Origin of the sequence: Aeromonas sp. 1HA1 (assembly GCF_029237385.1) — a bacterium.
Taxonomy (GTDB): domain Bacteria; phylum Pseudomonadota; class Gammaproteobacteria; order Enterobacterales; family Aeromonadaceae; genus Aeromonas; species Aeromonas popoffii.
The window spans coordinates 1-12,417 of sequence record NZ_JAACGC010000092.1 but is presented as its reverse complement, the minus strand read 5'-3'; the positions used below and the strand labels follow the sequence as shown (position 1 = coordinate 12,417).

Here is a 12,417-nt window from a genome sequence, read left to right as displayed (position 1 = left end):
ATCTGGCGCTGCCAAAAATCAACGCGTTCTTGAGTGGTCATAGCGGAAATCCCAACGTAGATACGATGGGTTTCAGTGTGCCGAGGTGATCTCAGTAAAAACAGGTGCTGATTCAGGGGCGCTTACTTCATGGCCGCGGGTCAATTCACCCTGGCCCTGCCACACGCCATGTTCCCGGAGATGGTCAACAACCTCTTCTACGCGGGCCTGGCTCTGTTGATCTTGGGTAACGGTCTGTTCAAACCGAACATCTCCACCATGGTGGGTGACTTGTATAAGGAAGGTGACCACCGTCGTGACGGCGCCTTCACCATCTTCTACATGGGCATAAACCTGGGCTCCCTGCTGGCCGGTGTGATCTGTGGCGCCGCCGCCACAGCTTACGGCTGGCAGGCCGCCTTCGTCAGCGCCGGTATCGGCATGCTGCTCTCCCTGGTAGTCCAGGCCACCATGGCGCAGCGCTTCCTGGGCGACATAGGTCGTGTGCCGGCCGCCCAGCGCGCCGCCGAGCAACGCTCCAAGGAGCAGAAGGCGCCGCTGACAAGGCAGGAAGTGGATCGCATCAAGGTCATCCTGGTACTGAGTCTGTTCACCATCATCTTCTGGGCAGGCTTCGAACAGGCCGGTGGTTTGATGAACCTGTATGCGCAGCAGTATACCGACCGCATGATCGGCAGCTTCGAAGTACCGACCGCCTGGTTCCAGTCCCTGAACCCCTTCTTCATCATCACGCTCGCCCCCATAGTCGCGGCCATCTGGATCAAGCTCGGCAGCAAAGAGCCGAACTCCCCGGTGAAGTTCGCCATGGGCCTGCTGTTCCTGGCCGTGGGCTTCCTGTTCATGATCGGTGCCGTACTGCAGCAAGGCGGCGATCAGGCCGTCAAGACCTCCATGTTCTGGCTGGTCGGAGCCTACCTGTTCCACACCCTGGGTGAACTCTGCCTCTCCCCGATCGGCCTCTCCATGGTGACCAAGCTGGCACCGCTGCGTCTGGCTTCTCTGATGATGGGAGTCTGGTTCGGCTTCAATGCCTTGGCCAACTACATCGCCGGCTTCGTCGGCTCCTTCGTCGGTGAGTCCGGCGCCATTGCCATCTTCGGCGGCATCGCCATCGCCGCCGTGATCAGCGCCCTGATCCTGCTGGCCATGGCCAACCGCCTGGTCTACTGGATGCACGGTGCCGAAGGTCCTGCCAAAGAGCCAGAAGAGCACGACAAGAAACTGCAGTCTGCTACCGTCTAACCGGCTCGGATTGTGATGAACAAACAGGGCGCCCACTGGGCGCCCTGTTTGTTTTTGTCTGCGACGAAATCGGCCTCAGTGGTGGCGAACCTGCACATGGAGGGCGCTGCCGCTGTCGCTACGAAACTGCAGATCAAACGGCTCGTGCCAACTGCGTTTGTGCAGCGCGTAATGGCTGCTGCGCAGCAAGCCGAGCGGCAAGCCGCCGGAGCGCATCAACCAGTGCGGTGAGGTGAGCCCGGCATTGGCAAACACCAGGCCATCCTCCTGATCAAACAGCAGGGCGGCCATGGCGAAAGAGTGGCGCAAGCCGGATTCGATGAGCTGCAGGTTCAGGTAATCGAGCAGCCGGTGCGGCTGGGTCAGCAGCAGACTCTCCTTGTGCTGAAACTGGCGATAGGGGGCATTCATCAGGGAACGCACCAGAGCGCCACAGAAGGCGGCATCCACCCCGAAGACCGGCAGCTCCATCACCAGCACCAGCAGCTTGTCATCCAGCTTGAAGGTATCCGGAATGAACAGGTTGCCCATCCCCTCGAACGTCACCTGCCAGGGGCCCCACTCCTGCAAGCCGGGCGGCCTCAACCAAGCGAGCAGACGGGTGGCCGCCTTGTCGTGATCGCGAAAAAAGTCGATGTGATCCATCAACTCCAGTTGCTGCCCGTGACCATAGTTGGCCGCCAGACACTGCTCTATGCTGCGACCTACCTGGTCGAAGTCCGAGATCGGCTTGAGCAGAAAATCGCGGGCACCGGCGCGCAACGCACGCTCTACCGCCTCCATCTTGCTTTGCCCGGAAATGATGATGACGGGGATATGGGGATAGCGGGCAGACAGGCAGGCGATGACCTCATGGCCATGCATGTTGGGCATGTTCAGGTCGCACAATACTATATCGGGGTGGTAGAGCGCGGCGGCAGAGAGGCCTTCAATCCCATCCTCGGCCTGAAACACACACGCCCCGTCATGCTCGAGATAAGTTACCAGCGAGTGGCGAAAAACCGCTTCATCTTCCACCACCAAGATCCGTAGTCCGGCTTTTGACATCTTGATAAAGCTCTTATTAGTCAATCAGTTATTTGATTAATAAGCCTAGACCATAAGGAGTGGGCTTGACCAATCAGATGATTGCATAATCGACGTGGCTGGCATGCAATATGACTATCCTGGCCGCCAACTATTTGAAAAAGAGCAGGTAATACCTCCCGCACTGCACAATGGCCTTGGTGAAAATGCTGGTATTGTGGCCAACCTGCCCCCCACAAAAGGCGTCATGCAGGTACGAATGCCAGGCTCATCTCACGCCCGCTATTTCCACCTGAGCGGAACCAGGCCTCATTCCCGACCGAAAAACAGAGGCCAGCAGGGCCCCTGCCCGAGCAGCACGAATTGTATGAGACCCCGCCATAGGGGATAATGCCCCCCACTCCAGATCGTGAAGAGCACCATGACACCAGCCGAATACAGCGCCCTTGCCCATCCCAGATTATCCCATCCGGCTCGCAGCCTCTATACCCTGCAGCTGCGCAGACTGGTACAGGAAAATCAGCTGGCCCGGCTCAACTATCCCGAACTTGGGCGGTCATTGGCGGTGGTCGATCCCGGCGATCCCAGCGGCTTCTGTTTCCAGGTCAACGCCCGCCAGCTGACCGAGCTATTCGACGAGCTGATGGAGGCAGGATTGCTGCAGGTCGAGGCGCAGGCTGACAGTGAGCACTACCATCAGTGCCCGTTCCTGCTGCCGCTGCTGACCCAGAAGGTGCGCAGCCCGCTGCCGGAACGCCCCTTTCAGATGCACCTGCAGTGGCGTCCGGATGAGGAGCTGCCCGCCCTCGCCCGCCTGTGTGGAGTGATCGATGCCAGCTACAACGAAGAGGATCTGGGGGAGTTCATCGCCTACTGGCTGGGCAGACCCGAAGTGTTCGACTCCCAGCATCAGTGGATGCTCAAGTTCATTCGAGCCCTCAAGACCCGCCGGTACGTCCGTCGCCAGCCGATGGAGGCGAAAGGTTATCAGCAGGTCACGTCAGCCCCGGCAGATTCAGGCCCGAGCAAGCGGGCACAGCAGATGATAGAAGAGGCTAAACGGCTGGCCCAAGTGCAGACCGAGGAACAGGCGCCGGATAATGATTGATAGCGGCCCCTGCCAGCAGGCAAAATCAGTGCCTTGTCACCCCATCCCTGACCCAGCAGAAGGAGCATTCCATGACTGACCCGCAAGATCCCCTGCGCCAGGAGCTGGAAGAGATCGAAGCCAAGCGCAAAAGAATCGCCAAGGCCAAACAGGGCCACCGGGTGCACGACACCGAGCTGAGCCAGCACGTGGGCGGCTTGCTGGAGCGCATTCGTCGCCTGCAGGCCCAGACTGGTGGCAGCCAGTACGACTACGAGACCCTGCGCAAGGAGTACGACGCCAAGGCCAACGCCGAGGTGCGCGAGCTGCAAAAAGCCGCTCGCCAGGAGCGGATCCAGAAACTGATCGCCCAGGCCGACCTCAACCCGGACTGGGTATTCGAGAAGATGGATGCCACCGATCCGGCACTGCAATACCCCATGGAGACGGCCCGCTACTTCATCAGCGGCTTCGAGCACTGGGAGAAGAGTGGCGGCGGCTGCATGCTCATCTATGGCGACTACGGCACCGGCAAGTCGACCCTGGCGGGCGCCGTGGCCCATGAGCTTATCGAGCGCCACCAAAAATCGGTGATCTTCCAGCAGTGGGCCTCTATCGTGGATCGCCTCTTCTTCAACGTGATCCAGGATCAGGAGGAGCGCAACCAGTACCGCCGCGCGCTGGAAGAGGTCGACCTGCTGATCATCGACGAGGTATCGGCCAACCGCGCCAAGATGGCAGAGAGCCAGTCCAGCTTCCTCGGCCACCTGCTGCGCCGCCGGCGCAACCTGTCCAAAAGCGTCATCATCATCACCAACCACAGCCCGCAGAGCCTGCATCAAGCCATCGGCGACTTCAGCTTCGAGGCGATCAAGGCGTTCAATCCGGTGGACATCCACCTGAGCGGCCCCAGCCGTCGCCCCAACATAGGCCATTACAACGGCTGATCCTGTGCGAGCCCGGGCCAGCGGCCCGCGGCTCGCCACATTTCCCCTGCTTGCCCCTCAAATAAAAACAACTCTCATTTACAGCGCTGCGCCAACCCTCTAGGCTAACCCTTTCGCCACAGGGAGCAGCACAATGCCAACCACACTTATCTTCGGAGCCAGCCGCGGGCTGGGCCGCGCCTTCACCGAGCACGCCCTGCGCCAGGGCCACAGGGTCGTGGCCCTGGTCCGTAACCCCGCGCTGGCCGCCGAGCTGCGCGTATTGGGGGTCGAGGTCGTTGAGGGAGATGCCCTCGACCATCAGGCCGTCGCGCAGGCTTGCTCACTCGCAGGCAACGAGGCCGGAGTGATCTCGACCCTCGGTAGCTTCCGCCAACCGGCCCCCGTCGATTATCAAGGCAACCGCCAGGTAATCGATCAGATGGAGCTGGCCGGGCTCAAACGCCTGCTGCTGGTCACCTCGCTCGGGTGTGGTGACAGCTGGCAATATTTGCCCGAACGAGCCAGAGCCGCCTTCGGTAACGAGGTACGTTTGAAGAGTCTGGCGGAGAGCTGGTTGCAGACCAGTACGCTGACCTGGACCATAGTTCGCCCGGCCGGCTTGCAGGATGGCGAGGCCACCGGGCAGGCCGTGTTGAGTCAGGGGAGCGAAGTGCACGGTCTGGTACGCCGTGCCGATGTGGCAGCCCATGGATTGCAACTGCTGAGCGATGAGCAGGCAGTGGGACAAATTTACGCCATCGGCGATCCCACCCTCAGCCGGGGGTGAGCAATCCGGATAACAAAACGGTCAGCCCCCAGGCTGACCGTTTTACTGTCTGATGTCGTCTAGCTGGCAGAGGGGCCACGCTCGGTTTTCGTCTCCGCAGCCACCCCGCCCGACGCGACCACCTCACCCACAAGCGACCGCTGACGCCAGCGCAGCAACAGACAAGCCAGCCCACCGTAAAGCAGCGCCAGCCCCCACAACTTCCACCAGTAGTGGGAAACCTGGGCAAACTCGGCCCCCATCTGGTTGAGGCGCAAGAAGCCCTCGATGGCCGGCGTGCTCGGCACCCACTGGGCCAGCCAGTTGAGGGGAGGAGGGATCAGCTCCAGCGGCCAGATAAAACCCGCCAGGAAGACCAGCGGCATGGAAGAGAGCAATACCACCTGGGTCGGCAGATCCCGCCGGGTAAACAGGGCCCCCAGCACTATGCCAAGCCAGGTGGTCGCCAACAGGAATGGCAGGGTGAACAGCCACAACTCGGCCGGCTCTGCGGTGCGCACTATGTTGTAGTGATCGAAGCAGAAGCCGAAGAAGTAGGTCACCGGCAGCACGAACAGCCCGCCCACCACCAGGGTTCTGGCCAGCAGCAGGGCAAGCACGGGGGCGCTCTGCCAATAGCCAGGCTCCCCGCGACCGCTGCGGTGATTCTGGGTTGCCCCCAGGATCCCGGTCCCCATCAGCAGCACCTGATGCAGGATCAGCACAAACACCGCTGGCACCACGTAGTTCACATAACCCATGGTGGGGTTGAACACGGGCAGCACATTGAGCCCGACCGCATTCCAGCCCATGGCAGCCTGCGGCAGTGCCTCGCCATGACTCAGCAACCGCGCCACCTTCACCTGCGCTGCCAGGGTACCACCCGCCTGCGCCAGCCCCTCGGCAATGGTGCCGTAGACCAGGAAGTAGGAGGCATCACCGGCATAGCTCAGGGTGACGCTCCTGCCCTGCATCAGATCCCGATAGAAGTAGCGGGGAATGTGCAGTATGCCGCTCCCCTTCCCTGCTATCAGCAGCTGGCGCGCCTCTTCCAGGCTGCTGGCCCGTGCCACCAGTTTCACCTGCGGGGTAGCATCGGCCATGAACTCCAGCTGACGGGAGAGCTGACTGCCATCCTCATTGACCACCACCACAGGCTCTTCTCTGGGCAGTTGCTGCAGGTAGGGCTGCGGGTAGAGGAAGGAGTAGAAGAAGACGCCACCAAACAGGGTCAGCATGATGGCCCGATCGGCCAGCAGAGTACGCCACTCGAGCCTTACCAGATCCCAAAAACCTAGCATGACATCCACTCCTTCCCCGGCGTGGCAGAGCCGCACGGTTCAAGCCGGATCACCTCCCAAAAACCTAGCATGAAGTCGGCCCCTTATCGGCTGTGTGGCGCGCCCGATCGGCCTGCTGCTGGTAACGACGAACAACCAGCAACAGGGGCAGCAGGAACAGCAGCAAGGCCCCGAACTGGGGCAGGGCAGCACTGAGCGGCTGGCCGTAGTTGGCCTGCCCTATCTGCAACTCCACATAGTGGGAGATGGGCAGGAGGCTGCGCCAGAGGCGAGCGAAATCCCCCATGGCGCTGACTGGAAAAGTCACGCCCATAAAGGCAAAACCGGGTGCCGTATAGGCGCCCGCCAGCGACAGGGCGCGGGCCGGATCCCGGATGACGCCGTAGAAGAAGGCCCCCATGCTGACGCAGGCGGCCGAAGCCAGCCCCAGTCCCAGTGTCAGCACCAGCCAGCTGCCTTGCATCGGATAGCCAAACGCGTTGAACAGCAGCAGGCTCCACGCCAGACCCCAGGCCCACCCGATCAGCACATGAGGCAGCAAAATGCGCCAGAGGCCGAACCAGACCCCTTGGCCGGTCCAGTCCAGGCCCAATCGATCGGTGCGGGCCAGGGCGTTGATCCCATAGAGCACCAGCAGGATCTGCCACACCGCCGGCAACAAGGCACTCAGCAGGAACTGGGCATAGCTGGAGTTGATGTTGTAAAGCGCAGTCACCTGGTTGCTGATGGGCACGGATTGCCCCACGGCGCCAGGCATGATCTTGCCATCGGCCATGGCGGCCAGCACGCCTACCTGACCGTTGAGGGTGCCCACCACCTGCGCCAGTGCCGAGTTGACCAGCTTGGCGATCAGAATGAACTGGCCGTTGTTGAACACTGTCACCTGCGGCTGGGTACCCTGACGGGCATCCCGCTCAAGATGGTTGGGGATCACCACCAGGGCATAGATATCACCGCCGCGTAGCGCGCGCGCCCCCTCGTCGATGGAATCGAACTGACTGGCAAGGCGCAGCCCGGCGGAACCGTCCAGCGAGAACGCCAGCTGACGGGAAAGGACGCTCTGATCCAGATCCACCAGACCAACGTTGAGATCCCGGGCCAGCCCGGCCGAGAAGATCCAGCAGAGCACCCCCATCAACAGCAAGGGAACCCAGCTCATCAAGGCCAGACCGAACGGATCCTGCCACAACCGCCGCCATTCACGTCTCATCAGAGTTCGACCAGCACACTCATGCCAACTCGCAGACCGTCAACCGGTTGCAAGGGACGAGCCTCCACCAGGAAGCTTTTCATGTCGAAACCCTGACGGGTATCTGTGGCGCGCCAGGTGGCAAAATCCCCCATCACAGCCACATGAGTCACCTTGAAGCGCACCGTCTGTTCACCCAGTCCCGGGATGGTGGCATCGAACTCTGTGCCCAGCGAGAAGCGGGACAGCAGATCTTCGCGCACATGGAACTGGGCCCAGGCATCCTGCATGTCGAGCAGGGTCACCACCGGGAAGCCCTGCGGCGCCAGTTCGCCACTGCGCAGCAGCACCTGGGATACCTCCCCTGCATGCGGGCTGGCGATGCGGGTATCGGCCAGATAAGCCTCCACTTCCGCCACCGAGCCCGCCGCCATGTTGGCCTGCTCGCGCGCCGCCACCTTGGTCTCTTCCCGCACCCCTTCCAGGGTCATCTGGTACTGCTGCCAGGCCATGCCTTCGCTGTACTTGGCAGCCTGCCAGGCGGTCCAGGCTTCATCCCGTTTCTGCAACGGCATCACGCCATCCCGGTGCAGACTGGCAATGCGTTCATAGGTCTTGGCCCGCAGCAGGGCTGCCGCCCTCGCCTTTTGCCACTGATCCTTGGCGCCAGCGATCTGCTGCGCGCGCGCGCCCTTCTCCGCCTCCTCGGCCATGGCTCCGGCTGCAGCCTGTCCCGCCTTGGCCTGGCTCAGCTTGGCCTCGATCTCGGGACTGGCCAGAGTAAAGACCAGCTGATCCCGGGCCAGCTGGTCACCCTTCTTCACCAGCACCTCGTCGATGCGACCCGCCACCTTGGAGGAGACCGAATACTGCTGCGCCTCAACCTGCCCCTGCAAGCGCACCGGCTCGGGCTGATAGGCGAGCCAGAAACGCCAGCCCAGCCAGATCACCAGCAGGACCAGCGCCAACGGCAGCAGCAGCGGCTTGACCTGGCTCATCGTCTTCTTGATGGGGGGATGACTCATGAATTCACCTCGACAAACGGGCGACCCTTGGCGGTCGAAACAGACATGGAAAACGGGACAGACAGGGCCGCGATCATGAATTCACCTCTATCGCCTGACCATGCTGGTATTGGCTGAAACTGTTCATCTGGCCCGAGAGCGCCAACAGGCGCGCCAGCGAGATCACATATTGATAGGCCGCCGCCGCGCGCTGGGTCTTGACCCCGGCCAGCTGGTGCTGGGCATCGACCACATCCAGCGAGGTAGAGAGCCCCTGACCGAAGGCCTTATCCCGCAGCAACACGTTCTCCTCGGCCAGCGCCTGAGTGGAGGAGAGAGACTGGTACTCTTCCAGCCCCTGCGCCGCCTCCCGCCAGGTCTTCTCGACCAGCAGCTCCAGATCCTGGCGGGTCTTGGCTTGCAGCAGATTGACCTGCAGCTCGGCGCTCTTGGCCGCTTGTACCGTCTCGGAGCGGCCGTCGCGGCTCACCAGCGGCATGCTGACGCCCACCCCGACCAGCCAGTCCGGCGTGGTCTTGGAGACCAGCGAATCATCCTCATAGAGGTTGTAGTTACCAAACAGGAACAGCTCGGGGGCATATTTGCCTTTCTCCAGCGTGATCATGCCCTGAGCCTGCTCCTTCTTGGCAGCCAACAGCTTGAGGCCGGGATGCACCGCCAGGGTTTCCTCAACGAAGGCATCGAGTTGTGGCATGCTGTCGTTAATGAAGAGCCGGGTATTGGGTTCAGCCTGCTTGAGCTTGAGCATGTGGCCAAGTGCCAACTGGGCAATCTCCAGGCTGCGGCGGGACTTCTGAGTATCGATGCGTGCCCTGTCATAGGCCGACTGGGCCGACAGCCGCTCGACCTTGGCAATCTGCCCCTGAGCCTCCAGCTTTCTGGCATGATCCAGATGATGAGCCAGCCCATCCTCGATCTGCTGCTTGGTCTGCACCACCTGCGCCGCCAGTACCAACCCGAAATAGGTCTGGGAGAGGCTCTCAAAGGTGGCTTGCTGTTTGAGCACCAGCAACTGCTGCGCCTCGCTCACCTGCGCCTGCCGGATATCCTGCGCGGCATCAATACGACCGCCGGTAAACAGCGGCCAGAGCATCTTGACCGAGCTGGTCACCACATTCTGCTTGGTCAGCGGAGTGACAAAATCATCCGGACTGAGGTGTACCCCCATGCTCCCAAGTATGTTGCTCAGACCTGCGCCCAGCTCCGGATGGCTGGCAATGGGGTTGAGATCCGTCATGTCCAGTTCCATCGGCTGATCGAGGTGGGTATAGCTGGCCCCCACGTCCACCTTGGGCAGATACATGGCCTTGGCAGCCTCACGCAACTGTTTCGCCCGATCCACACCAGCCTGTTCCGCCGCCAGTCCGTCATCCTGCTGGATGACCCGACTCCAGGCTTCGCCGAAACTGACCGGCTGTGCCTGAGCAGAACCCAGCACGACCCCCAGCAGACACGGGTAGAGAGATTTGATGAACCTTGACGTCATACATCCCCAGTCTGTTTGTAATAAAATTGTTTGGAGCCTTTGCTCGATTCAAGCTCGCTATCATAGCGCAAACCCCAAGCGGATGGGGACAGGCAAATCGTCGAGTAACTCTCTCATTTGACCCCGTAAACTAACCCCGACAATATGCCTGATTTTCAAGCACTCCTGAATTTGCAAGCCTTGGCGCGACGTTTTTTTCAGAAAAAAATGGCTGACGCTCAAATACTAACCTTTTCTCCTGACTAAAAAATGCGTAATATACGCCGCCCTAAGCCGATGGTAACCGTGGAATGCAGATAGGTCCCCACACGCTTGAAACTCCCTTGATTGTGGCTCCCATGGCCGGTGTAACAGACCGACCATTTCGTGAACTTTGTTTGCGATTGGGCGCTGGCATGGCCGTTTCCGAGATGCTGCTGGCCAACCCGGATGTCTGGGATACCCAGAAAACCAGGATGAGAATGGATCACTCTGCAGAAGGTGGCTTGCGATCGGTCCAGATTGCCGGAGCCGACCCCGAGATGATGGCGTTTGCCGCCCGCTACAACGTGGAGCAGGGCGCTCAGATCGTCGACATCAACATGGGTTGTCCAGCAAAAAAAGTGAACAAGAAGTTGGCAGGTTCCGCCCTGCTGCGCCATCCCGATCTGGTCAGAACCATCTGCCGGGCCGTAGTGGATGCAGTGGATGTGCCTGTTACCTTGAAGATCCGCACAGGATGGGATCCGGATAACCGCAATGGCGAGGAGATCGCCCGAATCGCCGAAGATTGCGGTATCGCGGCCCTCGCCGTGCATGGTCGTACCCGTGCCTGCCTCTACCGGGGTCACGCTGAGTACGACACGATTAAGGCGATTAAGCAGGCCGTATCGATTCCTGTTGTCGCCAATGGCGACATAGACAGCCCGGAGAAGGCCCGGTATGTCCTCGACTATACCGGCGTTGATGCCGTGATGATCGGCCGTGCAGCGCAAGGACGACCCTGGATTTTCCGGGAAATCCGTCATTTTCTTGAAACGGGTACCAAGCTGCCGCCTCCCGAAAGGGAAGAGGTTCGCACCCTGATGAACGAGCATGTAACCAACCTGCACCAGTTTTATGGTGCATATCTGGGAGCGCGCATTGCCCGTAAACACGTGGGCTGGTACCTGGATGAAGAAGAGGCGGGCCGAGAATTCCGTAAGCACTTCAATGCCCTGGATTGTGCAGACGCACAACTAGAGGCACTCGAAGCGTATTTCGATGGATTAGGTTAACGCATAACTAAAGAGCCGACCGAATATGTTCGAACAAACCCTGACTTCTGATGCATTGGTAACAACTACTCACAATCACGCTGCCGAGCCGACCCAGCGCCCCCTGCGTGACTCTGTGCAACAGGCCTTGCGTAACTATCTGGCCCAGTTGAACGGTCAGGAAGTGATTGATCTGTACGATATGGTCCTCTCCGAAGTCGAAGCTCCCATGCTGGACGTGATCATGCAATACACCCGCGGTAACCAAACCCGCGCCGCTGTGATGATGGGCATCAACCGTGGTACCCTGCGCAAGAAACTCAAGCGCTACGGCATGAACTGATCTCGATCAGACCTGCTACAGTGCAGACGAAGGCGTATTCCAGCGATGGGATACGCCTTTTTCTATGCCCGGTTGTCTTTCATGGCAGAATCTCACTCCGTAGCCAGCTTGATACCGATCCCCACGAAGAGTCCCCCCATCAGACGGTTGAGCCAAGCTCCCAGCCGGGCTGGCAACCTTATCTTGCGACTTGCATAGGCCGTTGAGAATGCCAACAGATGACACCAGATCATGCCATTGAAATTGAAGATGCAGCCCAGCACGATGAAGGCCAGCGCCTTCTGCGGCGCATCGGGGGCGATAAATTGGGGCACGAAGGCGAGGAAGAAAAGCGCAACCTTGGGATTCAGCACATTGGTCAACAGCCCCTGCCGATAGATCCGGCCATAAGAGAGCACCGGCAACGCCACAGCAGCATTGGTGGCAGAAGAAGCCTTGGCACCTTGCCAAAACATGGAAAGCCCCAGGTAGACCAGATAGCACGCCCCCATCAACTTGATGACGACGAACAGCTCAGCAGAGGTGCTCAACAAAGCCGACAACCCCAGTGCCGCCGCCAACACATGCACCATGGTGCCCGTCCCAATCCCCAGCGCAGCCACAGAACCCGCCCGCCAGCCCTGAGAGCCACTGCGCAGCATGATGAGCAGGGAGTCCGGCCCGAGCCTGTAAATAATTCTGTGTAACTGCCCACTCCATTACAGGTGACCGTTCAGGCGATCACCGAACTCGATAATAAAACGATTTAGGGCAAGCTTCCAATTCTGGATCGGCATGGTCCATTTCTT

Annotated in this window: 10 protein-coding genes and 2 pseudogenes; 6 read left to right on the top strand and 6 right to left on the bottom strand. The window is 60.3% G+C overall.

What is annotated here, in order from left to right; genetic code table 11:
- Positions 1 to 117 precede the first annotated feature (117 nt).
- Positions 118 to 1,242 (top strand): annotated as a pseudogene (locus tag GWQ22_RS19335) (peptide MFS transporter); the annotation flags it as partial.
- Between the two features lie 75 nt (positions 1,243 to 1,317).
- Here GWQ22_RS19335 and GWQ22_RS19330 read toward each other — a convergent pair.
- Entirely contained in the window at positions 1,318 to 2,289 is a 972-nt protein-coding gene (locus tag GWQ22_RS19330; protein ID WP_275931336.1) for a response regulator, read from the bottom strand.
- Positions 2,290 to 2,689: 400 nt separating this feature from the next.
- Here GWQ22_RS19330 and GWQ22_RS19325 point away from each other — a divergent pair, with 400 nt between their 5' ends.
- The 3 genes from GWQ22_RS19325 to GWQ22_RS19315 all read left to right on the top strand — a co-directional run bounded on the left by GWQ22_RS19325 (position 2,690) and on the right by GWQ22_RS19315 (position 5,071).
- Complete coding sequence (locus tag GWQ22_RS19325; RefSeq protein ID WP_042038579.1) at positions 2,690 to 3,376, top strand: DnaT-like ssDNA-binding domain-containing protein; 687 nt, start codon at positions 2,690 to 2,692, stop codon at positions 3,374 to 3,376.
- 71 nt (positions 3,377 to 3,447) lie between these two features.
- Complete coding sequence (locus GWQ22_RS19320) at positions 3,448 to 4,302, top strand: DnaA/Hda family protein (RefSeq protein ID WP_275931335.1); 855 nt, start codon at positions 3,448 to 3,450, stop codon at positions 4,300 to 4,302.
- A gap of 133 nt (positions 4,303 to 4,435) precedes the next feature.
- On the top strand, positions 4,436 to 5,071 hold the full coding sequence (locus GWQ22_RS19315; protein ID WP_275931334.1) for an SDR family oxidoreductase: 636 nt from the start codon (positions 4,436 to 4,438) through the stop codon (positions 5,069 to 5,071).
- Between the two features lie 59 nt (positions 5,072 to 5,130).
- Here the strand turns inward: GWQ22_RS19315 and GWQ22_RS19310 are convergent, their stop codons facing one another.
- From GWQ22_RS19310 to GWQ22_RS19295, 4 genes are all read right to left on the bottom strand, one after another.
- Positions 5,131 to 6,351 (bottom strand): ABC transporter permease, encoded by a 1,221-nt coding sequence (locus tag GWQ22_RS19310; RefSeq protein ID WP_275931333.1) that lies wholly within the window; start codon positions 6,349 to 6,351, stop codon positions 5,131 to 5,133.
- A 64-nt stretch (positions 6,352 to 6,415) separates the two neighbouring features.
- Positions 6,416 to 7,561 carry an ABC transporter permease gene (locus GWQ22_RS19305; RefSeq protein ID WP_275931332.1) on the bottom strand — a complete coding sequence of 382 codons (1,146 nt, stop codon included), beginning with the start codon at positions 7,559 to 7,561 and terminating at the stop codon, positions 6,416 to 6,418.
- Positions 7,561 to 8,565, bottom strand: coding sequence for a biotin/lipoyl-binding protein (locus GWQ22_RS19300; protein ID WP_275931331.1), 1,005 nt, complete (start codon positions 8,563 to 8,565; stop codon positions 7,561 to 7,563). The genes GWQ22_RS19305 and GWQ22_RS19300 overlap by 1 nt, the downstream gene beginning before the upstream one ends.
- Before the next feature lie 73 nt (positions 8,566 to 8,638).
- Positions 8,639 to 10,051, bottom strand: coding sequence for a TolC family protein (locus GWQ22_RS19295; RefSeq protein ID WP_275931330.1), 1,413 nt, complete (start codon positions 10,049 to 10,051; stop codon positions 8,639 to 8,641).
- A gap of 290 nt (positions 10,052 to 10,341) precedes the next feature.
- Between GWQ22_RS19295 and dusB the strand changes: the two genes are divergently transcribed.
- The gene (gene dusB / locus GWQ22_RS19290) at positions 10,342 to 11,307 is read left to right on the top strand and encodes a tRNA dihydrouridine synthase DusB (RefSeq protein ID WP_042038571.1); all 966 of its coding nucleotides are present in this window, start codon (positions 10,342 to 10,344) and stop codon (positions 11,305 to 11,307) included.
- Between the two features lie 25 nt (positions 11,308 to 11,332).
- The gene (gene fis / locus GWQ22_RS19285; RefSeq protein ID WP_005309538.1) at positions 11,333 to 11,629 is read left to right on the top strand and encodes a DNA-binding transcriptional regulator Fis; all 297 of its coding nucleotides are present in this window, start codon (positions 11,333 to 11,335) and stop codon (positions 11,627 to 11,629) included.
- A gap of 92 nt (positions 11,630 to 11,721) precedes the next feature.
- Here fis and GWQ22_RS19280 read toward each other — a convergent pair.
- Positions 11,722 to 12,291, bottom strand: a pseudogene (locus GWQ22_RS19280) (LysE family translocator); the annotation flags it as partial.
- Positions 12,292 to 12,417: the final 126 nt, after the last annotated feature.

What these genes read in the sequence shown, in the direction of transcription:
- GWQ22_RS19330 (WP_275931336.1), bottom strand. Translation starts at nt 2,289, where the DNA reads ATGTCAAAAGCCGGACTACGGATCTTGGTGGTGGAAGATGAAGCGGTT.
- GWQ22_RS19325 (WP_042038579.1), top strand. Translation starts at nt 2,690, where the DNA reads ATGACACCAGCCGAATACAGCGCCCTTGCCCATCCCAGATTATCCCAT.
- GWQ22_RS19320 (WP_275931335.1), top strand. Translation starts at nt 3,448, where the DNA reads ATGACTGACCCGCAAGATCCCCTGCGCCAGGAGCTGGAAGAGATCGAA.
- GWQ22_RS19315 (WP_275931334.1), top strand. Translation starts at nt 4,436, where the DNA reads ATGCCAACCACACTTATCTTCGGAGCCAGCCGCGGGCTGGGCCGCGCC.
- GWQ22_RS19310 (WP_275931333.1), bottom strand. Translation starts at nt 6,351, where the DNA reads ATGCTAGGTTTTTGGGATCTGGTAAGGCTCGAGTGGCGTACTCTGCTG.
- GWQ22_RS19305 (WP_275931332.1), bottom strand. Translation starts at nt 7,561, where the DNA reads ATGAGACGTGAATGGCGGCGGTTGTGGCAGGATCCGTTCGGTCTGGCC.
- GWQ22_RS19300 (WP_275931331.1), bottom strand. Translation starts at nt 8,565, where the DNA reads ATGAGTCATCCCCCCATCAAGAAGACGATGAGCCAGGTCAAGCCGCTG.
- GWQ22_RS19295 (WP_275931330.1), bottom strand. Translation starts at nt 10,051, where the DNA reads ATGACGTCAAGGTTCATCAAATCTCTCTACCCGTGTCTGCTGGGGGTC.
- dusB (WP_042038571.1), top strand. Translation starts at nt 10,342, where the DNA reads ATGCAGATAGGTCCCCACACGCTTGAAACTCCCTTGATTGTGGCTCCC.
- fis (WP_005309538.1), top strand. Translation starts at nt 11,333, where the DNA reads ATGTTCGAACAAACCCTGACTTCTGATGCATTGGTAACAACTACTCAC.